Here is a 22,131-nt window from a genome sequence, read left to right as displayed (position 1 = left end):
GTTAAGCCGCACAATTTTGTGCGGCTTTTATTTATTAGGGAAAGTGACATCGTCTACATTTACAGTGCTTATAAAAAATACTATTCATGAATAACGTATGTTAATCATATATTTTAATAGATTAATATATACTGGAGGTTAATATGGTAATTACACCTGATACTCCTAATTTACCTTGTTTTGTAAAAAATAATGTTAGATATTATGAACTAGTTGCTGAACCAGTGATGAAAGAAATTTTACCAGGAATTTTTATGAATGTTTGGGGTTATAATGGCTGTACCCCTGGACCAACTATATTTGCTTTCCCAGGCGAAGAAGTTTGTATTAGGGTTTATAATAGGCTGCCTCAGCCCACAAGTGTTCATTGGCATGGATTAGATGTACTCAATAATATGGACGGAGTTCCAGATATAGAACCATCGCCAAAAATTAATCCCGGATGTTATTTTGATTATAGATTTAAGATAGTTAATCCTCCAGGAACACATATGTATCATTCACACTTTCATACGATATTACAGGACCTAATGGGGCTTGAAGGAGGCTTTATTATTTTGGACCCCGATGAAAAAGACATACAAAAGGATTTTTTTATTATGTTGAGTGGGTATGCTATTGATATTCAACCGTTCTTATTAGAAAAAGGAGTTTATAATACAAAGCCCTTTTCTATGGAAGAGAATTTCTTTATGATGAATGGAAGATGTTTTCCTTATACGACGCCTTTAGAAATAAATGAAGGAGATAATGTTAGGATAAGATTTGGTAATATAGGTCTTGATAATCATCCTATTCATTTCCATGGCCACCAATTTTCAGAAGCTGCAACAGATGGAAATACTATCCCAAAAGCCATCAGACTTCTTAAAAATACTATATTAATTTCATCAGGAACTACAAGGGATATTATATTTAAAGCAAACAATCCTGGTTATTGGCCACTTCACTGTCATATTCCTCATCATGTAAGTAATAATAAAACACTTCCTCTTGGAGGTATGACTACAGCAATAGTTTATAAAGGGTTTGATGCTGCTAAATATATGAAGAAAGCTACATGTTAAATTTACACCTCCGAGGTCATACCCATCAATTGTATATGGAAAATGAAAAATTCACGTTACTATCATAATCAATAAAAAAACAAATGGATACAAAGGTATAGTTCAACAAATGGTCAATTTTGTTTTTCAGGAAAGATCTCCTTTTTTATTGTTTTTTAGCACCGTATTTTATTAAAATATTTTTAATTTTTTTATTTTCACAATAATCCAAGGGAGTTAATCCTGTAGTATTTTTTGAATTTATATCAAACCCTATATTAATGAGAGCTATTAAAAATTCTTCGAAACGTTCATCATAACAGTTAATATAATCATCGTGGAGAAGTGTATTTTTATATTTGTCCCTTATATTAATATCTGCTCCATATTTCACAAGGAGAGTAAGAAGCTCCACAGAGTAATTAAGGCTACAGTGAAATATGGGAGTCTTACCGGATATGTTGACGGCATTAGCTTTAGCTCCTTTTTTAAGTATCATAGTTATTACATCTATTTGAGGGTTTCCTCTTGCACAAAGTTTATGAAGAGGAGTTTCCAAGAATTCACTGTGATGACTATTAATATCAGCACCGTTATTTATTAAAAGCTCAATTGTTTTAAAATAGTTATTTTCACTATTATTAATGGCATAATGAAGTATACTTTCAAGTTCAAAGTCAGAATTTAAATTCTTAGGTCCATTCAAATAATCCTTTATTTCATCTATCTTACCTTCTTCAATATACCTATAAATTGTGTTAGGTTCTGTAAAGAATATCTTACTGAATATTTTCATGTTGTTTACCTCCAGTTATTTAAAAATTTTTTATGCTTAAACATAAAAAAAACTAGCCGCTGATGTTAGATTTTTATCTTTATAATCAGTTTATCATATCATGGTTAAAATGTAACCTAAGTTCATACTTTATAGAATTCATAATATTTTAGAATACTTATGAAAAGGTGTTTTATGTGCAAAGATTTTAATCGTATTTTGATTTTATAAAAGCCCCTCCAAACTAAAAATGGAGGGGCTTTGCTATTAGTGGTATGGAATTAGCTATTGAAATTTACGGTAATTTTATTTATTTGTCTTGACATATAGTTTCCAGTGTTATATAGTTAGTTACATAAGCAACTAACCAATTGACAAAGTAATTATACTATATAATAATATTATGAATATGAAGGTGGTGTTTAAATGCAACTTAATACGAGTGGTGAAAAGCCCATTTTCCTGCAATTTGCGGAAGAACTTGAAAATAATATACTCAAAGGTATATTTGAAGAAGAGACGCAAATTCCATCTACTACTGAGGTAGCGATTAAGTTTAAAATAAATCCAGCCACTGCAAACCGCGGTGTAAACCTGCTCGTGGATGAGGACATCATATACAAAAAGCGTGGTATTGGAATGTTTGTGAGTACTGGAGCCAGGGATAAAATAATAACCAAACGAAAAAACGTTTTTTATGAAAGTTATATATTATCTCTTTTAGAGGAAGCTAAAAACTTAGACATCAGCAAAGGTGAAATTATTGCCTTAATAGAAAGGGGTTGCCATAATGAGCAGGATTGAAATTAAAAATATATCAAAACATTTCAACAAAACAATAGCATTAAAAAATGTCTCTTTGACTCTTGAGCCCAATAAAATATATGGACTTATGGGAAGGAACGGTGCTGGTAAAACTACACTTTTAAACATTATAACTAATAAAATTTTTCCGAGTTCTGGTCAGGTTCTAATTGATGGTGAAACCGCATTGGAAAATGATATTGCACAAGGGAAGATCTTCTGCATGAATGAAAAAAACATTTATCCAGAGTATATGAAGGTTAAGGAAGGTTTTAAATGGACAAAGGAATTTTATACGAGCTTTGATATGACATATGCTTATGAGCTTACTGCTAAGTTTAAGCTTGACGTAAATAAAAAAATTAAAAGTCTTTCAACTGGTTATAATTCAATTTTTAAATTGATACTTGCACTAGCTTCAGAAGCTTCTGTTATTTTATTCGATGAACCAGTATTAGGACTTGATGCAAACAACAGAGAGCTTTTTTACAGGGAGCTCATCAAAAATTATAGTGAGCAACCTAAAACTATTGTTGTATCTACACACTTGATTGACGAAATCGCGGACATTTTGGAAGAGATAATTATTATTAAGGATGGTGAAATCGCACTTGCAGAGCCCGTAGACAAAGTTTTGAAACTAGGATATACAGTATCCGGTGATGCCAAAAATGTTGAAGTGTACACAAAGGGCAAAAATATTATCAAGGAAGAAACAATGGGAAATTTTAAAACGACTACCATATATCAAAATCGCGATAGCAAAGATAATGAGGTTACTAAAGAATTAGGTCTTAAAATAGCATCTGTAGGGCTACAAGAGTTAATTATCGGTCTAACCAATTCTTAAGGAGGTACAATTATGAGTAATATTTTTAGAGCTACAAAGTATCAGCTAATGACGTTTAAAACAGCAAGTTTTATATGTCTTTCAGTTATAGCTTTTAATATTTTAATATCAATTACTGTCACCTATTTATTTCCAGGATCTGGTGTCCTTGCAGGAAGTAGTGACTTGGTAGCTTTTATATTCATATTCATTATTGGAATTGTTGCTTTCATGGCTAGTTTCAAATTTATGCTGGCAAATGCTGTCTCACGAAAGAGCTTATTTTGGGCCAATATTCTTTCTATGGCAATTGCATCTATAGCTTGGGCAGTAATAATTACACTAATACTTTCTATAATAAGCAGAATGAATATAAAGATTTTTGTCCTTTATACAATATTTTATAATAATTATAGCGTTATGGCTAGCGTTGTTTGGTTTATTACTGTATTTTACCTACTTATAGTAAGCGGTTGGTTTATAAGTATGGCTTATTATCGAAGCAGCAAACGAATGTCTTTTCTAATTTCCTTTGCACCTTTTGTTCTTTCAGGTCTACTTACAATTATAAATCAATCAACCAACGGAAAACTCTTTGAATCTATTATAAAATTCATTGTAGCAGCCATGGGATTTTCGGGAAGTATTCCCAATCCATATATTGCTTCATTTAGCATGTTGCTCTGTACTGTGATTATCTGTGGTTTTAATTATCTACTTATCCGAAAAGCGGAGATAAAGGCATAATTAATGTAGCTTTATTACCATCTCCCCGCCAATATGAAGGGCTCTAGCAGTTTATGCTAGAGTCCTTTAAGTAGAATTTCTTAATGGAAATGGATGATAATTATTTTTCGTATTGAAAACATCCAAGTTCTGTTCTTATAACATTCACATCATCAATTAGTGGTTGACCCTGTGCTTGCGTAAGGTTTGATGATTGAATAAATGCTTGCACTTGATTAGCAAAAGCCTTTAGTTTACCGCATGCAGGTGGTACATTTGGAGGAGTCTTGCTAAGGTCAGCTATAGCACCATCTAATTTAACAGTTAATGAGTTTTGTTCACCGTTATTTAATGGTAAACCTGGAATTAGAGTTTTAAGATCTTCAATTAATTGTATAATTATAGGCATTTTTACTCTCCTTTCAATAGAAAACATATTTATATAAATAAATTATTTTGATACTAGCTAGTATATGAAATAATAACAACAAGGTGAATTAAATTATTTTTTTAAGTAAGTTTCTAAAAGGAGTATCATACATGCAACATTTCGCCAGTAGTATGGTGTTTTCATCTAATATCTTTTCCATAAAAGGATATAAATGCTTAATATTTGAAAATACATAAATCTTTCCCACGAGTCCTTTCAGTTCAGCTTCTTTTGCAATTTCTTTAGCGGTTGGGCCAACAGTAATAAGTATATCCACCCCTTCTTTTGCAATCATAGCACCTACAAGACGAGCTGATGGAAATGTATAACTTCCCAGACCATTTATTTGACCAATGAGAGCAACTCTTTTTTTTTCATTGGCAATAGCATTCAGTGTTTGAAATGCAGCTTCTAATGAAGTAGGATTTGAATGCCAAGTATCGTCAAGAATTAAGCAACCATTTATTCCTGCTACTAATTGATGATGATGGGGAAGATTTTCATGATTTAGTAGCCCTTTTGCTGCTTCGTCTATATCCACACCTATCTGGTGGACAGCAGCAATAGCCCCTAAAGCATTATAAACTTGATGTTCACCATAGCCTGGTACAAATATTGGATACTTATTTTTGCCAAAGGATAAAATAAAATGCATACCATTTTTACCATATTTAATATTTGATGCTCGGAAATCTGAAGCATGGTAAATTCCAAAATATATTATAGTGCCTTTGAATTTTGTTAAATCTATTTTTTGAATTATTTGGTCATCACCATTAAGAATTAGGATTCCATTATCATAAAGTTCAGTGACCATTTCTAGTTTTGCTTGGATGTAGGCTTCTAATGTTTTACACCTATGAAGATGAGCTATTCCTATATTCATAATAACACCAATTTTAGGTCTGAAATATCTAAATGCATAGGTGAGATCTCCAGGGTCACCTACTGCAGTTTCAAATACCCCAACTTCAGTAGACTCGTCCATTGAAAGAAGATATCCCAAATGTGCTGTACGCCCATTAGCTGTGCTTATAGTTCCCTTAACATTAAAGCGTTGCGATAAAATACACTTAATCATGTCTTTTGTTGTTGTTTTTCCACAGGTACCAGTTACAGCAATAACAGGAATGTTAAATAGATTTCGATAATACTCAACAAAGTCCCAGTAAGCCACATTAATATCTTTAACTAAAATAATTGTACAATGAGTTTTAGACTTTATTTCCTCACTAATGGTATCTGTAATAATTGCCATGGAAATATTATCATGAATATAGTCAAAATTTATAAGAGATTTATTTTTAAAAAATATAAGAGTATTTGGCTGGGCCTCCCCTTTGAGGTAATAAATCACTTTGTTAATTAACAAGTTGTCAGATCCTTGAATTAATTCACCTTTTATAAATTTTCTTATTTCACTTATTTGGAAAGTTTTCAAGTATTCACCTCTTTTATAACTTCACTCTTAGCTCTAAGGATTTCAACATAAGAACCAATAAATGGCCTGTCTGTAATGTACCTTTTATTGGAAATAGCACCTGTGGGTTGTGCTAAAATTTAAAATTAAATTATTTATATACTATATATATAGTATATAAATGAGCTATACAAAACGTTACTACTAATAGGTTATTAAATCATTCTCTGCCATGTTGCAAAAAAAATAAAACTTCAGAAGGAGATTCAGACTCCTACTGAAGTTTTATTTGCATTATTAATTTTTATAACTTGCCAGGCGCCAATCGGGTGCAACCTACATAGGTTACTGTATACGACGTGCTGTTACATATCTCTTTTGATAATAATCTCTTTGCAGGGAACGTTCTACAACACCTGTTGATGTTCCTGCATTGATAATCACATTGCCATTACCGGAATATATTCCTACTAGTGAAATCCTTTCTGAACCGGGAATTCTAGAAAAGAACACTAAATCACCTATTTGTAATTGTTCCTTAGAAACTAAACTTCCTAATTTAGCCTGTTCACTTGCATCTTTTGTTTTTAGGTCAATTTCATTTTTATTATAGATATAATACATAAATCCTGCACTGTTAAAGGTAAGTGTACTTTCATTATAAGAACTACCATAATTTACCTTTCCAATTAAACCCTCTGCCATAGTAGCAATTTTATTTCCTTCATTGACTGTAGGTGTAGAGCTTGATATTACACGGCGTGCTGTTACATAATTATTTTCATAAAAATATGTTGACATATAACGTTTTACAACACCAATTGAAGAGCTTGCATTGATAATAACATTGTTGTTGCCAGCATAAATTCCAACTAGCCTAATTTCTCCGTTACTTGAATCGTTTGAAAAGAAAACAAGATCACCCTTTTGTAATTGATCTTTAGGAACATACTGCCCTAAATTAGCCTGCTGGCTTAAACTTTGAGTTCCTAAATCAATACCAGTCTTCTTGTAAACATAGTAATCAAATCCAGTATTATTAAAAGTTAGTGTATTTTCATTGTAAGTACCATACTGTACTTTTCCAATTAAACTTTCTGCTACATTAACGATTTCTTCCCCTGGAGAAGGATTAGCTGAAGGCATATAACTTGGAATTAGGCGGCGAGACATTTTATAATAATCACGATAGTATGCTTTACTATCTAAGTCTGAAATCACCACATTGTTTATACTATCAGCCATGTGAATGATTTTATTATCCCCGATATATATCCCGTCATGTGTAACTGGGTATGCATCATCAGGGCTTGAATCGAAAAATACTAAATCTCCTTTTTGCAACTGATCTTTAGGTACATATTCCCCGAGGTCAGCTTGAAACTGAGTATTTCTGGTATTCATATCTATACCATTCTGTAGGAATACATAATAAATAAAACCACTACATCCAAATTCATAAGGGGCGGTAGGTTTATACTCGTAGTGATTATAGGTAGCTTGTCCTATTAGACTCATGGCAGTATTCACAATATCATCTGCCTTTTGATCAATAGCAACTTGATTTTCGTTAACAGGTGTAGTGATTGCAGCCTGTGCTGTAGTATACCAAGCAGGGTTAATGTTGATGTAAGTAATTAGCATTAGTGCAATCACCAAAACAGAAATTTTTTTCATAAATAACCTCCAAATATTATTTAGACGTAATTAAAGTGATTTTCAATTACATCTGTATAAAAATTGTAACATGGGATAAACCCTTATTCAATTCATAATTATTGGTAATAATGAGAAATATTGAAATGAAACTGTTTCCCAGTATTTCACTAGTTTCCGTAATCTTTCTAAGAACCATAAAAAAAATGTATTTTATCTTTATCAAAATTATGTATCACTGCATATAATGTACTAGGTTCATGGGGGTATTGTATTCTATACCCTGGAAAGAACCTAAGGGGTGATGTTTTTGATTTTGATAGGAATGCTGCACCATCGTAAAGATCCTCGAACTGTACAAAAATCCTATGCTTACGCAGCAGTTGCAATGGCAGAAGGAGCAGAACTCTTATATTTTTCTCCAAGATCAGTAAACTTTGATGAGAGGAAAATTAGTGGTTACATTTATAAAGATGGTATTTGGCAAGAAACTGAAAGTTCTTTTCCGGATGTAATATATAATACAGGAAGTCCAGAAAAGTTAGCAAAATCTAGCGAAATAATAAATGCATTAAGAAAAGAAATTCCTTTTACTACAAATTCAATAGGAAATAAGATGAGGGTTCAACGAAGACTAGAGAAATATGATGAATTCACTAAGTATCTCATTCCTTCTGAATATATCCACTCTACAAAAGCTTTTTTTAGGATTTTAAGGATATACGGCAAAATTATATTTAAACCAGTAAATGGCCATAAAGGTCAGGGAGTAAACTTCATAGAAACGGTTAACGAAAAATATCATGTATTAATTGGACCTGAAAAGCGCATTTTCAGCTTTGAGCAAATGCGGGATTTTGTTTTGGACAGAATACGAGAAGATCTGTATCTAGCTCAACCCTATATTAATTGCAAAACTAAGGATGGAATTTCCTATGACCTTAGACTTCATGTTCAAAAAAATGGAGAGGGTAAATGGGTAATTACTGCTACCTATCCGCGTTTTGGTTGCAGTGGAAGTGTTGTATCAAATATAAATAGCGGAGGTTCCACCAACTATCTTGTACCTTTTTTACAACAAGAATTTGGTGAAGAGTATTATGATATTAAGCGATATTTAGAAGTTTTTTCCCTACAACTTTCAGAACACATGGATAAGATTCAGCAGGAAACATTTTCAGAAACTATTGACGAATTAGGAATTGATGTGGGGCTTGATGACATGCGTAAAATATGGCTTTACGAAATTAATTGGCGACCAGGATGTCCACCTACCTTTTATTTGGAATTAGATGTAGTTATAAATACAATAAGGTATGCCATGTTTTTGGTAAAGGAAAAAGAAAATAAACAATTGTTAGAAAATCTCAAATCTGAATAGAGGTGAAACACATGCTATTAAATGGTGAAAAACCCATTATTGCAATTACAGGCAGTGCTGGCAAAACTACAGTTAAGACTCTTTTAGCTGCTATATTAAGAGAGAACTGGGTTGTATTTGAATCTAATACCTATAATAATACAACTGAAAAAACCAAAGAACATGCAAAGAGAATTAGTTTCATACATCGAGCTGCTGTGCTTGAATACGGTATGGCATACCCAGGAGTTATTACAGAACATTGTAACATTCTGCGCCCAAATATAGGAATTATCACGGGCATTGGCCTTGCTCATATTGGTAATTTTGAGGGCAGTATCGAAAAACTTGCTGCTGCTAAATCTGAACTTTTAAAAGGTGTGCATCCTTCCGGCTTATTTTTTATTAATGCTGATGATGAAAATTCTAAACTTATTCCTATTAATACTTTTACCGGAAAGCTCTTCACTGTTGGAATTGACGTGGATTCAGATTATCGTGGAACAAACGTAGAATATACCCTTGATGGAATGACTTTTAATGTGAATTTAGATGGGGAAGTTCATTCATTTGTTTGTCCTATGCTAGGAAAACACAATGTGTATAATTCTCTATTTGCTATAGGTGTAGCACATCAACTAGGATTTTCTCTAATTGATATGCAAAATGGACTTAAAAATGCTAAAATTCCGGAGCATAGATTAAATATTCATAGATTGCAAAATGGAATAACTGTTATCGACGATACTGTTCATGCTCATCCACCTGCTATGAAAGCTGCATTAGATGTGTTAGCAGCCATAGGAAAGAAAAAGAAAATAGCTATTCTAGGGAGCATGCCTGAATTAGGTGATAAAATTGATGAATATCACAAAGAACTTGGGATGTATGTTGCAACTAAAGGTATTGACTTCCTTTATACCTATGGGAATATTTCTATAAATATAGGAATTGGAGCAGTAGCATCAGGTTTTTCAGCAGATAAACTTAGTCATAAGACTCCATTATATAGAAAAGTAATGCATCGTGAGTTAGTAAATATGATAGAACCCGGAACAACAATTCTAGTAAAAGGTGCTAGTCGTTTGAATATGTATGAAACCGTATGTTTTCTATGTGACTATTACAAAATATACTAATGAATAACTATATATATGTAAAGGAGTTATTTATATGAAGACAATTGTATTTATAGGAACTCAAAAATCAGGATCTAGTCGTGAGGCAATTAAGGCAGCAGATGAACTAGGATACTATACTGTACTTCTAACCGATAAGAAAAACCTCCTTAAGCAACGTACGGAGTTCCCAGATGTACACCTCATGCTTCTATGCGATTTAGATAATATTGAAGAAATTAGAAAAGCTATAAGAAGTCTGGTTGTAAAAGCACTTGATCTTTTGGCAATTGCTAGTTTTGTAGATGTTCATTGTTACACTGCAGCTTTACTGTCTGAAGAATTTGGACTAAATCATTTTACTACAGATGCTATTAGAACAATGCTGAATAAAATTTCTTCTAGAGAGGTTCTTTCTGGTACTACTTATGCTCCTGCTTTTGTGATGTTATCTGAAGGATTAATACCTTCTAAAATTGAAGTTAGAAAATATCTACCATTCATTATGAAATCGCCTAAATCCACAGGTTCAAAAGATGTTTTAAAAATCACTAGTTATAAAGAATTCAATCACAACAGTAAGAAGATGTTTGGAAAATATCCAGAAGAACCAATATTAATTGAAGAATATTTAGATGGGCCTCAATATTTAGTGGAAACTATTGTTAATGAGGAGAATCTTAACATTATAGCAATTTTCAAACAAGAAATTACCTTTGGTGAAAGATTTATCATTACAGGATATGAACTTTTAATGCATCCAGAAGATGATTTTTATAATAAGCTAAAGAGTGCAGTGGAAACTATTATAAGTAAACATGGACTAAAATATGGACCTTGTCACTTAGAAATGCGACTGGTAAACCACACTTGGAAGCTTGTTGAAATCAACCCTAGAATCTCCGGTGGTGGAATGAATGATTTAATTAAAGCAGGTCTTGGAATAAACTTAGTAAAAGAAACCCTGAAAATGCTGATTGGACAGAAACCTAATTTTAAACCTAAATATACAAGTAATGTGTTTGCTCAATATGTGACTGTATCAGAATCAGGAATACTTGAAAGAGTTACTGGTAGAAATAAAGCTTTTAAATCCCCAGGAGTGAAAAAAGTTTATATAAAGCCAAGAAAAGGAGGTCTTCTTACACCTCCGCTATCCATGGGAAACAGATATGCATATGTTATAGCAATAGGTAATACTGCTGAAGAAGCGAAAGTCAATGCAAAATTTGCAGCTTCACAAATTTCTTTTAAACTTATATCAAATAATGAAAAGAAAGCAGTAGAAGATTTGATTGCCTTGCCACAGATGGAGGAAAAATAATTAAAAAATTAATTAAGGGTTACAGCAATGATTTATTCGTTGCTGTAACCCTTAATGATTTTAGATATAAAGAAAGCTAGCCAGTATCACTGAGAAAGTAGATAGCCTAACTCGAAAACAGGCGAACGGGTTATTTGTTCATAAATTATTCATAATAATCAACTATAATAAAAACATAGATAAATAATAAAACACTAAGAATATGTAGTGTTTTATTTACCTCGTGATATCCCTTGGGAATGGCAAAGGAAAAGGAAAAGGAGTTGTAATTTATGAATATAATTATTGAGAAAAATACTGCTGATTTTATTAGAAAACACTCTAAAGATAACTCAGTAACACTTTTTGTGAAGTCCGCAAGTGGGGGATGATGCGCGGTACAGAGCCCTACAGTTCAGTTGGGCAAACCTCCAATAGCAGATAATTATGATATGTATAAAGCTTACGATATAAGTGTATTCGTCAGGAAAGATACACGAATTAAGAACAAAAAGTTGCATATATTCCTGAGAAAATTTCTCTGGATGAAGGAACTGGAAGTGGATGGCATACAGATTAGCTTTTAGGTGTATTTATTCCATGAATTTGGCTTAAGCATTTCAAAGTATCCTTATAAATTTAGCAAGTATTGTTTAGCTGTTAGTTTTAAAATTTAAAACAAGGTCACAGTTTGTTAAATCACTGTTAGTAACAAATAACCGCAGTACCGGCATCATTGTTATGAAATTTCTGCATCTTATTTTACACAATATTCATATGGAAAGATTCGCTAAAATATTATATAATAGAGTGAATTAGTATGTTGTTTTCACATCTGACAAATTTAAAATAATATAGTAAAATAAATATAAAACAGAAAACTTGAAGTGATTTGTTTGCAAAGGAAGTATACAATGGGAAAAAATATAAAAAAACGATATCCTAGTTATTTTAAAGAATTTAAGTGTATAGCTGGAAAGTGTGAAGATAGCTGTTGTATTGGATGGGATATAGATATTGATAAGATAACCTTCAGACAGTATTATAAAGTTCAAGATAAAGAAATGAAAAAAATGTTTCAAAAAAATGTCCATAATAATGATAATTATCTAAATAGTGATGTAGATTATGGAAAAGTAAAATTAACAAGAGAAAAAAGGTGTGCTTTTTTAGATGAAGAAAATTATTGTGTTATTTATTCTAAGCTTGGGGAAGAATATCTTTCAAATGTTTGCACATCTTTTCCTAGAATAATCAATATAGTAGATGGAGTTTATGAAATGTCTCTTGACGTAGCATGTCCAGAAGCAGCAAGAATTATCTTACTAAAAGAAGAAGGAATTGAATTTGAAGAAGGTACTGAAAAACTGGAAAAACATATAGTATCAAGTGATATTGATACTAAATCTAAAAAATTCAATAATTCGCTGGTAAAATATTTTAAAGAAATTAGAGATATGAGTATTAAAATAATAAAAAATAGAAAACTTGACTTAAGTCAAAGATTTTATATATTAGGTGAATTTTTAAATACATTAGAAAAAAAATCTAAACAAAATTATAATAATGTACCTAAATTTATTAAAGAGTATAATATAAATTCAGTTAGTGTTACTTATGAAAAAAATCAAACAAATTATATTGCTCAGATGGATTTTTTTAAAAAGATGTTGGGGTTCTTAAATGTGTCTAAGGAGGTGGACAGTCTTTCTTTTAAGGAATATACTAGGCAAATTATAGTTGCATTCAAGCTTGAGGAAGAAGAGGAAATAAATGCAAAATTGTATATAAAAACATTTGAAGATTACACCGAGAAATTTATAAATAATAATAGCTATATTTTTGAAAATTACTTGGTGAATTTTATTTATAACAATATGTTTCCATTTTCTGAAACAGAATCTATATTTGATGGATATATTATGCTTTTGACAAGATACTCATTTATTAAATTTTATTTGGTTGGGAAATATCTATATAATAACGAGGATTCTAAAGAAGATATAGTTGGATTTATCCAAATTTTCTCAAAGATTATAGGACATCACAAAACTTATACAGTTGATGTACTAAATTATATTAAAGTAAATAAGTTAGATAATATGCAATTTGCTAAAATTCTTTTACCTAAATTCTAAAGGTATTTGACAATTATAATGGGGGTGATTATAATGAGTGATAATATATTCATAATAGGTGTATCTTGATAGTGAACTATTTGGAATTGAATGGAGGGTATTAAATGAGTTTTAAAATAAGTGATACTGTGACATGGGTCGGTAAAATTGATTGGGAGTTAAGATCATTCCATGGTGAAGAATACTCTACACATAAAGGTTCTTCATATAATTCATATTTAATTGAAGATGAGAAAACAGTACTAATGGATACTGTTTGGAGCCCGTTTTCTAAAGAATTTATAGCTAATCTAAAAAATGAAATTGATTTAAACAAAATTGATTATATAATAATGAATCATTCTGAAAGTGACCATAGTGGTGCACTTACAGATTTAATGAAGGAAATACCTAACACCCCAATTTATTGTACAAAAAGTGGTGTTAAAATAATAAAGGGTCATTATCATAAGGATTGGAATTTTGTAGAGGTGAAAACTGGAGATACGTTAGATTTAGGTAAGAATAAATTGACATTCATAGAGGCAAAAATGCTTCATTGGCCAGATACCATGTTTACATATATGTCAGGAGAAAATATTCTGTTTAGTAATGATGGTTTTGGTCAGCATTATGCCTCAGAGTTTATGTATAATGATAAAGTTGATCAGGCTGAATTATATCAAGAGGCAATAAAATATTATGCAAATATTTTAACTCCGTTTAGTAAATTCGCCGTACGGAAAATAGAGGAGATATTAAGTTTTAATTTACCAGTTGATATGATTTGTCCTAGTCATGGAATAATATGGAGGGATAATCCATTGCAAATAGTAAATAAATATATGGAATGGGCAAAAAATTATCAGGAAAATCAAATCACAATAATTTATGATACTATGTGGAATGGCACAAGAAGGATGGCTGAAGCCATATCAGAAGGTGTAAAGAGTTCAAATAGTGATATTAAAATAAAGATTTTTAATTCATCTAGAAGTGATAAAAATGATATTATTACAGAAGTTTTTAAATCAAAGATTGTTCTTGTTGGTTCATCAACAATAAATAAAGGAATATTATCTTCAACAGCTTCAATATTAGAAATGATTAAAGGACTTGAATTTAAAGGAAAGAGTGCAGCGGCCTTTGGTAGTTATGGATGGAGTGGGGAGTCTACAAAATTAATTACTGAAGAATTAAATAAAGCTGGTTTTGAAGTGGTAAATGAAGGAATAAGAGAAATGTGGAATCCAGATGAAGATGCGTTAAACAGATGTAGGGATTTTGGAAGAAATATTATAGAAAAGATCTAATTTTATCTTAAGGAGGTTTATTATGGGAAAATATGTGTGTACAGTATGTGGTTATATTTATGATCCAGCAGAAGGAGATAGTGATAGTGGAGTGGCTCCTGGAACAAAGTTCCAGGATATTGCTGAAGACTGGGTTTGTCCGCTATGTGGAGTTCCAAAATCAGATTTTGAAAAAGTAGAAGAATAATATATTAATAGAGGAGGTTAATTTTTATGAAAGGTTTTGTTGATAAGGATACATGTATAGGATGTGGAGTGTGTGCTGCTGTATGTCCTGAAATTTTTGAGATGAATGATGATGGATTGGCAGAAGCATCGGAAAATGAAATTGAAGAGAAGCTAATGGAAAGTGCCAAAGATGCTGAGCAGCAATGTCCTGTGAGTGCCATAACAATTAAGTAATCATTAGTATGCAACATGTCATAAGCTATAAATAGTGTAACCTTTTAAAACTGCCTATCGAGGTGATTAAAACATCTTGATAGGCAGTTTTATATTTATCCCATTGTAATTTTACCTATAGTATTTGTATGATATGGAATTATTTTAATGTAAAGTATTACTATATTTATATAATTGTGGTATTATGCATTTAAGGTAAATAAATTTCGGGAAGGGAGTAAGTTAATGGTTAAACATTCAAAAAAGAAAAAACTAAAGGCTAAATATCTAATAAGAAGGATAATGTGTGTTTTAGTATTAATAGTTTTATTAATGATAACAAGTTCTTTTATGAATAGGGAAAACAAATTTAATCAACTAGTGTTAAGCAAAACAGAAAATGGAACTATTGACTTTGAAGAAAACGAATTTTATAAAAAATATACTATAGATTGCACTGAAGCTATAACAAATTTCAAACCTAAAGAAGATATAGAGAAATTCCAAATTACATTAGATAAGTCTAAAATATCAAATATTGATATTAAAAATGGAACTAAAGTTAATTTAAGTGAAATTAACTTTGAAGAAGATAAAAATTTATTTATACTTGATTTTGTAAAGTTAACTGAGGATGAAAACTATGTACATTTAGCTTATGGAAATGATAAGAAGATATTGATTTTTATAAAAAAGAAACAAAATCCTTTTAAATATAAGGTTGTAGTAGACCCCGGACATGGAGGGGTTGATGTTGGTGCAAAATATGGTGATTTATTCGAGAAGGATCTAAATTTAAAAATTTCTGAATATATGGTGGATAATTTAAGATATAATGGTTGCAGAGTCATATTTACAAGAAATACAGATGTTGAATTGGACAAGCTAGTAACAAAAGATTTAAATAAAAGAGCTGATTTAGCAAATAACGAAAATGCGGATGTATTTGTTTCTGTGCATATTAATTCGAATACATCTAATGAGTATAAAGGCGTTTCAACTTATTACTATGATGATGTTAATTATAAGCAAAAGGATAAGGGTAAATTTGCAGGTGTTATTCAAGAGGAATTATTAAAGAGTGGTACATGGACTGATATGGGAATACATGGAGGGGGATTAGCAGTTTTAAGACTTACCAAAATGCCTAGTATACTTGTGGAATGTGGGTTCATCACTAATTATGAGGATAGAGGCAAGCTTTCTAGTGATAATACCTTAGTTGGTTTTGGCTTAAATATTTCTAATGGGATAATGAAATATTTAAGTGAAACGGATTAATCGAATTTCAGCCAAATCCGAATATAAAGTATTTTTATATTTTAGATCCAAATGGGTTGAAAATTCAGCTTGTGGAAGAGGAAGTAAATTTACAGTTACGCTTCCCGCAAGAAATGTATTAAATGAAAATAATCTATATGACAGGAAAGTGGGAAATAAAAAACAGTGTATACAAGTGGAACTTTCGGATGTTAATTTGTAATTCGAATTTATTAGTAGTAGAATTGGTTTCAGGAGAAAAAACGCAGGCTGCTAAGCCATGGTATATAAGTTGTGTAATACAATATTGTATATGGGGAGTGGGAAAGTTGAAAATAGGAATAGCATTAGGTGGGGGAGGAGCTAGAGGGTTTGTACATTTAGGGGTACTAACGGCTTTAGAAGAAAAAGGTATTATTCCGGATATTGTTTCTGGTGTTAGTGCTGGCGCCATTATTGGTGCATTTATTGCTTCAGGAAAGAAACCCAGTGAAATAATGGAGTTAATTAAAGATAATAAATTCATTGATTATGCTAAGTTAAGGTTGCCAACTACCGGTCTTTTCAGTTTAGATAATTTCCAAAAAAATATAGAAAGAGATTTACCAGCTAGGAGTTTTTCTGATTTAAAGCTCCCATTTTACGTTGCTGTGACTAACTTGTATAGTGGTAAGGTAGAATATTTAGATGAAGGCCCTTTAATTCCTGAAATACAGGCTTCATGCTCAATCCCAATGCTATTTTTGCCTGTTGAAATAAATGGGAATCTATATATAGATGGAGGATTATTAGATAATCTACCTTGTAAACCACTAATAGGTAAATGTGATAAGATAATTGCAATTAATATTTTAGCTTGTGGTAAAATAGATAAAATAGGAAATTTAAAAGAAATAGCTGTGCGAACATTTGAACTCAGTATAAGTATAAATAGAGAATTAGCGCAAAAGGAATGTGATATATTAATTGAACCTACTGGTCTAGAAAATTTCAATATATTGGATAATAGTAATTGTAAAGAAATGTTTAGAATAGGTTATGATTATTGCAGTAAAATAAGTGATTTAGAAAAACTACTAAGGGATTAGTTCTAAATGTATTATACTATAAATACGAAAGAGGTAACTTATGATTGATGAAAAGAATATTAAAACTTTAGGAACACATAGTGGTAAATTTCATGCAGACGATGTTATGGCTACCGCTATACTCAGATTACTATTAGGAGATATAAAGGTAACAAGAACAAGAGAAGAGGATATGCTTAAGAAGCTAGATTTTGTTTATGACATAGGTCTTGGAGAATTTGACCATCACCAATTAAATAAAGAAATAAGAGAAAATAATATTCCCTATGCTGCTTGTGGTTTAGTTTGGAGAGAGTTTGGGCCGCGTGTAATACAACAGTTTAATTCTGAGTTTGATGAAGATGATATAACGTCAATCTTTGATCATGTTGATAAAAATATATTGCAGGGAATTGATGCTACCGATAATGGCATAGATATAAACTCAGAAATTAGAGTAACAACAATAAGCGATATTATCCAAAGTTTTAATCCATCGTGGGATTCTACCTTTTCCAAAGATGAGGCATTTGAAGAAGCTGTTAGATATGCAACTGAGCTTATAAAAAGAATAATAGGTAGGCAGGTTTCTGTTATAAAAGCAAGGGTAATAGTAAATGAAGCTTTTGAAAATAGAGATATTAAAGAAATAATGGTTTTGAAAAACGGTTGTCCTTGGCTTCAACAGTTACTTAAAATAGATATAAATACTGAGGTGTTATTCGTTATTTCACCAGATGACAATAATACAGAGTATAAGATTCAAACTGTTAAAAAAACCCCGGACACTTTTGAAGCAAGAAAAGATATATTAGAATCCATTAGAGGAAAATCAAGTGAAGAAATAAATTCTATAATTAAAATAGATGACGCTATATTTTGTCACAAAGCAGGGTTTATAGCATCGGTTAAAAGTATGGAGAGTGCTCTAAAAATAGCGAAATTATCAATTTGAGCCATTAGAACAGCGTATTGTGATATTTAAATAATTCAAAGCAAAATTAAGGGCTCTAGTAAAACTGCTAGAGTCCTTTTATAATGGCTAATATGGAAATCTTAAATATAAATATTAACAAATGTTTATACTTTGTTAATAAAAAGTATAGAAATGTAATTTAAAATAGAATTATTAGTAACAATAAATTTAAAATCTTTTGGAGGTTAAAATGCTTAAATTATTTTTTATAATGGTTTCTATGGTAACAATAACTGCATTAGTTTTTTGGGTCATAGGTATAAGATATCTTAAAAATGATAAATATAATAAAAAAGGTATTAAATATATACTTGGGAGCACAAGTGTTACAGGAATATGTGTCATTTTAAGTGCTATACTTTTTATACCAATTTTCTTCCCAGTATAAAAAAAATCAAGTTCTTTAAAATAAAATAATTTTAATGAAGTGGGATTAAACACATCTGTTAATATAGATAAAACTCTGAGGGATGCCTTAGAGTTTTATCTTTATCAAATTCCAAAAGAAAGGCATTATTATTGTATCTTAAAGCAAGATATGCTAAAATTTAAATAACTAAATTTACTTTCAGATATATGTTGATAAAGCTACATGGAGACTAGTGCGTTATGTAAAGAATTTGGGAAGGAGTACTTTTAATGAATAAGAATATAAATGAAGAGCTTTCAAATATGTTTGTGATTTTTGGTGGAACTGGTGATCTTACAAAAAGAAAACTAATTCCAGCTATTTATAGTTTAATGTATGAGGAAAAATTACCTGAAAATTTTACAATAGTATCCATAGGAAGACGAGAAAAAACAAATGAGGAATATAGACTAGAAATGTATGAATATGCGAATAGATTCTCTAGGTTTCATTTGAATGATGAATTATGGCTTAAATTCAGTAAGAGAATTTTTTATAAAAAATTTGATTTCACTTCATATAATGATGAGTATAAGGAGTTAGATTCATATTTAGAATCAATGGAGACTAAATATTCAACTGGAAGCAAAAGATTATATTATTTAGCAGTTGCACCAGAATTTTTTGAAGGAATAATTAGAAAATTAAAAAACAATGGTATGGTTTGTAAAGCTAATGGTTGGCAAAGGATAATGATAGAAAAACCCTTTGGATCAAGTTTAGAAACAGCTAGAATTTTAAATCAGAATATATCTAAGCTTATACCTGAAAAAGATATATTTAGAATAGACCACTATCTAGGAAAAGAAATGATTCAAAATATATTAGCGATTAGATTTGGTAATTCATTATTTGAACCATTATGGAATGCAAATTATATTGATAATATTCAAATTACCGCTAGTGAACTTTTAGGTGTAGAGAACAGGGGTGCATATTATGAAAAGTCTGGTATTCTAAAAGATATGCTTCAAAATCATATATTACAAATATTAACTATGATTGCAATGGAACCACCAGTGGATTTTGAATCTGAATCTATTAGAGATGAAAAAGTTAAGGTGTTACGTTCATTAAGACATTTTACCACTGAATCTTTTAAGAAAAACATTGTCCGGGGTCAATACGGAAAAGGCGTGGTTAATGGAAAACAAGTGTTAGGATATAGGAGTGAAGAAAGAGTTTCAGAGGAGTCCAATACAGATACTTTTATAGCTTTAAAGACTTGTATTGATAATTTCCGTTTTGGAGGAGTACCTATATATATAAGAGCAGGAAAAAGAATGAATACTAAAAGTACTGAGATAGTTATTCAGTTTAAAAAGCTCCCTGGAATTAATTATTATAAGGAGTTTAATGGTATTTCTAAAAATCTTTTAGTTATAAAGATTCAGCCAGATGAGGGCTTTTTCTTCCAGATAAATGCTAAAAAACCTGGTAGTGATTTTAAAATGGAAAAAGTTGAATTAGATTATTGTCAAAGTTGTAGGAATTTAAATGATTCACCTGAGGCTTATGAGAGGCTAATACTTGAAGCAATTAGAAATAACTCATCACTATTTACTAGATGGGACGAAATCGAATATTCTTGGAAATTCATTAAAAGCATTGAAAATGAATTTGAGAATAACACACCTGATTATCCTAATTATTCAGCAGGGACCCAGGGGCCTAGCGGTGCAATAGATTTAATAGAGAAAGATGGTAGGCAGTGGTGGAATACTGCAGCTGATTAAGGAGGGGTAACATGATTATTTATGACATATCTATGACTATTAAAAAAAATATGGGAGTGTACAAGAATATAGAGGGAAAAAGACCAGTAATTAAATTTGATAGGAGAATTCCAAAGGATAGCATTAATGAATCTAGTATGTGTATGAACTTACATACAGGAACCCATATTGATGCACCATATCACGTAGATGATTTGGGTGATACAATAGATGCTGTTGATTTAACTAAACTTATTACAAAGTGTAGGGTCTTAGATTTAACAAAGATAGTAGATGGGATAACTAAAGAAGATTTTGTGGATAAAAATATTAAACAAGGTGAATTTTTATTGCTTAAAACTAGAAATTCATTCACGGAAGAATTTAAATCTGATTTTGTTTATGTTGAAAAAAGTGGCGCTGAGTATCTGGCTCAAAAGGCAATAATAGGTGTGGCAATAGATGCTTTTGGAATAGAGAGGGGTCAGCCAGAACATGAAACTCATAAAATTCTTTTTAATAAGGGGATAATTATTATAGAAGGGGTTAGACTAAAAGAAATTGGAGAAGGCGAATATTTCATGTGTGCACTACCACTTAAAATTAAAGGAGTAGATGGTGCGCCTGCTAGGATAGTTTTAATTAAAGACTTAATATAAGTATAAAAAGTATGGAACTCAAACCATACTTTTATCTTCGCTTATCGAAAATTAAAAACCTGGGGTAGTTATTTTAAAGCATGTAAAAAATTGCAATAATTAAAAAAATAGAGTATTATCAACCTAGTGAGTTGTTCTAAATTAAACATGTTAATAATCTTTACTAATGTAAAAAAAGTGTGAAAAGGTTGGTGTCTAAATGCCGGAATTAAACGACATTACTGTGACTAAATCATCAAGTATAGAGCGTAAAGTATATGCAAAGTCTTCGCTCATGGCTATAAGTCACAGTCTTGAAGATATGATTGTTGAGTTAAAACTAAAGTCAGAGCTTTTTGTAACGCTTCAAGAATTTCAATCTTTCATGGTGGATTTTGAAAGATATAAAATTCTTGATTCTTTATGCGAAAAAGTTTATATATTTGCCCGAAATATAAATAGAGATAGTATAAAAAATTTTAAAAATACAGTATTTATTGAACTTGATGAAGGAGACCCATTGGCGAATGACTGGGATATTATTATTAATCATCATGAACATCCCGCTATTTTTTTAACTAAGGAGATATTTTATTCTGAACCCGTGAAAGAAGATCAATATAGAAAATTTAGTGGTTTTTTGAGTTTCTCAGATGATGTATTGGTAGAAACATTAAAAGTAATGAAGAAAAAATTAAGTAGATATGGTATTAATTATAATTCGCTAGATATGGAGCATAAAAATAAAGATATATAATTAATGTGGAAATGATATAATTTACAATTTA

23 protein-coding genes and 1 pseudogene are annotated in these 22,131 nt (G+C 30.8%); 20 read left to right on the top strand and 4 right to left on the bottom strand.

The window, feature by feature from the left end:
• Window positions 1-143: 143 nt before the first annotated feature.
• Window positions 144-1,067: a multicopper oxidase domain-containing protein gene (locus tag JJD95_RS05810; protein ID WP_291641276.1), complete on the top strand. Its 924-nt coding sequence runs from the start codon at window positions 144-146 to the stop codon at window positions 1,065-1,067.
• A gap of 145 nt (window positions 1,068-1,212) precedes the next feature.
• Here the strand turns inward: JJD95_RS05810 and JJD95_RS05805 are convergent, their stop codons facing one another.
• Window positions 1,213-1,842, bottom strand: a complete 630-nt coding sequence (locus tag JJD95_RS05805; RefSeq protein WP_291641274.1) for an ankyrin repeat domain-containing protein — start codon at window positions 1,840-1,842, stop codon at window positions 1,213-1,215.
• 405 nt (window positions 1,843-2,247) lie between these two features.
• Here JJD95_RS05805 and JJD95_RS05800 point away from each other — a divergent pair, with 405 nt between their 5' ends.
• The 3 genes from JJD95_RS05800 to JJD95_RS05790 are packed head-to-tail and all read left to right on the top strand — an operon-like array spanning window position 2,248 to window position 4,201.
• The gene (locus tag JJD95_RS05800; RefSeq protein WP_291641272.1) at window positions 2,248-2,625 is read left to right on the top strand and encodes a GntR family transcriptional regulator; all 378 of its coding nucleotides are present in this window, start codon (window positions 2,248-2,250) and stop codon (window positions 2,623-2,625) included.
• Window positions 2,612-3,475 carry an ATP-binding cassette domain-containing protein gene (locus tag JJD95_RS05795; RefSeq protein ID WP_291641270.1) on the top strand — a complete coding sequence of 288 codons (864 nt, stop codon included), beginning with the start codon at window positions 2,612-2,614 and terminating at the stop codon, window positions 3,473-3,475. Before JJD95_RS05800 ends, JJD95_RS05795 begins: the two co-directional genes overlap by 14 nt.
• Before the next feature lie 12 nt (window positions 3,476-3,487).
• Window positions 3,488-4,201, top strand: coding sequence for a hypothetical protein (locus JJD95_RS05790; RefSeq protein ID WP_291641268.1), 714 nt, complete (start codon window positions 3,488-3,490; stop codon window positions 4,199-4,201).
• 100 nt (window positions 4,202-4,301) lie between these two features.
• Here the strand turns inward: JJD95_RS05790 and JJD95_RS05785 are convergent, their stop codons facing one another.
• From JJD95_RS05785 to JJD95_RS05775, 3 genes are all read right to left on the bottom strand, one after another.
• A complete protein-coding gene (locus JJD95_RS05785; RefSeq protein ID WP_291641266.1) occupies window positions 4,302-4,589 on the bottom strand; it encodes a hypothetical protein in 288 nt (95 codons plus the stop codon).
• Window positions 4,590-4,677: 88 nt separating this feature from the next.
• The gene (locus JJD95_RS05780; protein ID WP_291641264.1) at window positions 4,678-6,051 is read right to left on the bottom strand and encodes a Mur ligase family protein; all 1,374 of its coding nucleotides are present in this window, start codon (window positions 6,049-6,051) and stop codon (window positions 4,678-4,680) included.
• Between the two features lie 324 nt (window positions 6,052-6,375).
• Window positions 6,376-7,674: an NlpC/P60 family protein gene (locus tag JJD95_RS05775; protein ID WP_291641262.1), complete on the bottom strand. Its 1,299-nt coding sequence runs from the start codon at window positions 7,672-7,674 to the stop codon at window positions 6,376-6,378.
• Between the two features lie 322 nt (window positions 7,675-7,996).
• On the opposite strand from JJD95_RS05775, the gene JJD95_RS05770 reads away from it, so the two are divergent.
• From JJD95_RS05770 to JJD95_RS05695, 16 genes and pseudogenes are all read left to right on the top strand, one after another.
• Window positions 7,997-9,067, top strand: coding sequence for a YheC/YheD family protein (locus JJD95_RS05770; RefSeq protein WP_291641260.1), 1,071 nt, complete (start codon window positions 7,997-7,999; stop codon window positions 9,065-9,067).
• Between the two features lie 11 nt (window positions 9,068-9,078).
• Entirely contained in the window at window positions 9,079-10,185 is a 1,107-nt protein-coding gene (gene murF / locus JJD95_RS05765) for a UDP-N-acetylmuramoyl-tripeptide--D-alanyl-D-alanine ligase (RefSeq protein ID WP_291641258.1), read from the top strand.
• A gap of 34 nt (window positions 10,186-10,219) precedes the next feature.
• Complete coding sequence (locus JJD95_RS05760) at window positions 10,220-11,488, top strand: ATP-grasp domain-containing protein (RefSeq protein ID WP_291641256.1); 1,269 nt, start codon at window positions 10,220-10,222, stop codon at window positions 11,486-11,488.
• 392 nt (window positions 11,489-11,880) lie between these two features.
• Window positions 11,881-12,054 (top strand): annotated as a pseudogene (locus tag JJD95_RS05755) (CC/Se motif family (seleno)protein); the annotation flags it as partial.
• A 327-nt stretch (window positions 12,055-12,381) separates the two neighbouring features.
• The gene (gene fliB, locus JJD95_RS05750) at window positions 12,382-13,605 is read left to right on the top strand and encodes a flagellin lysine-N-methylase (protein WP_291641255.1); all 1,224 of its coding nucleotides are present in this window, start codon (window positions 12,382-12,384) and stop codon (window positions 13,603-13,605) included.
• A gap of 104 nt (window positions 13,606-13,709) precedes the next feature.
• A complete protein-coding gene (locus JJD95_RS05745) occupies window positions 13,710-14,897 on the top strand; it encodes an anaerobic nitric oxide reductase flavorubredoxin (protein ID WP_291641253.1) in 1,188 nt (395 codons plus the stop codon).
• Window positions 14,898-14,919: 22 nt separating this feature from the next.
• Window positions 14,920-15,084: a rubredoxin gene (rd, locus tag JJD95_RS05740; protein ID WP_291641251.1), complete on the top strand. Its 165-nt coding sequence runs from the start codon at window positions 14,920-14,922 to the stop codon at window positions 15,082-15,084.
• Between the two features lie 26 nt (window positions 15,085-15,110).
• Window positions 15,111-15,299, top strand: coding sequence for a ferredoxin (locus tag JJD95_RS05735; RefSeq protein ID WP_291641249.1), 189 nt, complete (start codon window positions 15,111-15,113; stop codon window positions 15,297-15,299).
• A 225-nt stretch (window positions 15,300-15,524) separates the two neighbouring features.
• Window positions 15,525-16,559, top strand: coding sequence for an N-acetylmuramoyl-L-alanine amidase (locus JJD95_RS05730; RefSeq protein WP_291641247.1), 1,035 nt, complete (start codon window positions 15,525-15,527; stop codon window positions 16,557-16,559).
• The gene (locus JJD95_RS05725) at window positions 16,546-16,761 is read left to right on the top strand and encodes a hypothetical protein (protein WP_291641245.1); all 216 of its coding nucleotides are present in this window, start codon (window positions 16,546-16,548) and stop codon (window positions 16,759-16,761) included. The genes JJD95_RS05730 and JJD95_RS05725 overlap by 14 nt, the downstream gene beginning before the upstream one ends.
• Window positions 16,748-17,626, top strand: a complete 879-nt coding sequence (locus tag JJD95_RS05720; protein ID WP_291641243.1) for a patatin-like phospholipase family protein — start codon at window positions 16,748-16,750, stop codon at window positions 17,624-17,626. Before JJD95_RS05725 ends, JJD95_RS05720 begins: the two co-directional genes overlap by 14 nt.
• 40 nt (window positions 17,627-17,666) lie before the next feature.
• Window positions 17,667-18,560 carry an MYG1 family protein gene (locus JJD95_RS05715; RefSeq protein WP_291641241.1) on the top strand — a complete coding sequence of 298 codons (894 nt, stop codon included), beginning with the start codon at window positions 17,667-17,669 and terminating at the stop codon, window positions 18,558-18,560.
• 211 nt (window positions 18,561-18,771) lie between these two features.
• On the top strand, window positions 18,772-18,969 hold the full coding sequence (locus JJD95_RS05710) for a hypothetical protein (protein WP_291641239.1): 198 nt from the start codon (window positions 18,772-18,774) through the stop codon (window positions 18,967-18,969).
• Between the two features lie 251 nt (window positions 18,970-19,220).
• On the top strand, window positions 19,221-20,726 hold the full coding sequence (zwf, locus tag JJD95_RS05705; RefSeq protein WP_291641238.1) for a glucose-6-phosphate dehydrogenase: 1,506 nt from the start codon (window positions 19,221-19,223) through the stop codon (window positions 20,724-20,726).
• An 11-nt stretch (window positions 20,727-20,737) separates the two neighbouring features.
• Window positions 20,738-21,364 carry a cyclase family protein gene (locus JJD95_RS05700; RefSeq protein ID WP_291641236.1) on the top strand — a complete coding sequence of 209 codons (627 nt, stop codon included), beginning with the start codon at window positions 20,738-20,740 and terminating at the stop codon, window positions 21,362-21,364.
• A 199-nt stretch (window positions 21,365-21,563) separates the two neighbouring features.
• A complete protein-coding gene (locus JJD95_RS05695; protein ID WP_291641235.1) occupies window positions 21,564-22,100 on the top strand; it encodes a DICT sensory domain-containing protein in 537 nt (178 codons plus the stop codon).
• Window positions 22,101-22,131 lie beyond the last annotated feature (31 nt).

The sequence above is a fragment of the Clostridium sp. genome, assembly GCF_016650035.1.
Taxonomy (GTDB): domain Bacteria; phylum Bacillota; class Clostridia; order Clostridiales; family Clostridiaceae; genus Clostridium_AD.
Note: the sequence above shows the minus strand (reverse complement) of the source record. Positions and strands in the feature narration are given on the sequence as shown.

What these genes read in the sequence shown, in the direction of transcription:
- JJD95_RS05810 (WP_291641276.1), top strand. Translation starts at nt 144, where the DNA reads ATGGTAATTACACCTGATACTCCTAATTTACCTTGTTTTGTAAAAAAT.
- JJD95_RS05805 (WP_291641274.1), bottom strand. Translation starts at nt 1,842, where the DNA reads ATGAAAATATTCAGTAAGATATTCTTTACAGAACCTAACACAATTTAT.
- JJD95_RS05800 (WP_291641272.1), top strand. Translation starts at nt 2,248, where the DNA reads ATGCAACTTAATACGAGTGGTGAAAAGCCCATTTTCCTGCAATTTGCG.
- JJD95_RS05795 (WP_291641270.1), top strand. Translation starts at nt 2,612, where the DNA reads ATGAGCAGGATTGAAATTAAAAATATATCAAAACATTTCAACAAAACA.
- JJD95_RS05790 (WP_291641268.1), top strand. Translation starts at nt 3,488, where the DNA reads ATGAGTAATATTTTTAGAGCTACAAAGTATCAGCTAATGACGTTTAAA.
- JJD95_RS05785 (WP_291641266.1), bottom strand. Translation starts at nt 4,589, where the DNA reads ATGCCTATAATTATACAATTAATTGAAGATCTTAAAACTCTAATTCCA.
- JJD95_RS05775 (WP_291641262.1), bottom strand. Translation starts at nt 7,674, where the DNA reads ATGCTAATTACTTACATCAACATTAACCCTGCTTGGTATACTACAGCA.
- murF (WP_291641258.1), top strand. Translation starts at nt 9,079, where the DNA reads ATGCTATTAAATGGTGAAAAACCCATTATTGCAATTACAGGCAGTGCT.
- JJD95_RS05760 (WP_291641256.1), top strand. Translation starts at nt 10,220, where the DNA reads ATGAAGACAATTGTATTTATAGGAACTCAAAAATCAGGATCTAGTCGT.
- fliB (WP_291641255.1), top strand. Translation starts at nt 12,382, where the DNA reads ATGGGAAAAAATATAAAAAAACGATATCCTAGTTATTTTAAAGAATTT.
- JJD95_RS05745 (WP_291641253.1), top strand. Translation starts at nt 13,710, where the DNA reads ATGAGTTTTAAAATAAGTGATACTGTGACATGGGTCGGTAAAATTGAT.
- rd (WP_291641251.1), top strand. Translation starts at nt 14,920, where the DNA reads ATGGGAAAATATGTGTGTACAGTATGTGGTTATATTTATGATCCAGCA.
- JJD95_RS05735 (WP_291641249.1), top strand. Translation starts at nt 15,111, where the DNA reads ATGAAAGGTTTTGTTGATAAGGATACATGTATAGGATGTGGAGTGTGT.
- JJD95_RS05730 (WP_291641247.1), top strand. Translation starts at nt 15,525, where the DNA reads ATGGTTAAACATTCAAAAAAGAAAAAACTAAAGGCTAAATATCTAATA.
- JJD95_RS05720 (WP_291641243.1), top strand. Translation starts at nt 16,748, where the DNA reads ATGTTAATTTGTAATTCGAATTTATTAGTAGTAGAATTGGTTTCAGGA.
- JJD95_RS05715 (WP_291641241.1), top strand. Translation starts at nt 17,667, where the DNA reads ATGATTGATGAAAAGAATATTAAAACTTTAGGAACACATAGTGGTAAA.
- JJD95_RS05710 (WP_291641239.1), top strand. Translation starts at nt 18,772, where the DNA reads ATGCTTAAATTATTTTTTATAATGGTTTCTATGGTAACAATAACTGCA.
- zwf (WP_291641238.1), top strand. Translation starts at nt 19,221, where the DNA reads ATGAATAAGAATATAAATGAAGAGCTTTCAAATATGTTTGTGATTTTT.
- JJD95_RS05700 (WP_291641236.1), top strand. Translation starts at nt 20,738, where the DNA reads ATGATTATTTATGACATATCTATGACTATTAAAAAAAATATGGGAGTG.
- JJD95_RS05695 (WP_291641235.1), top strand. Translation starts at nt 21,564, where the DNA reads ATGCCGGAATTAAACGACATTACTGTGACTAAATCATCAAGTATAGAG.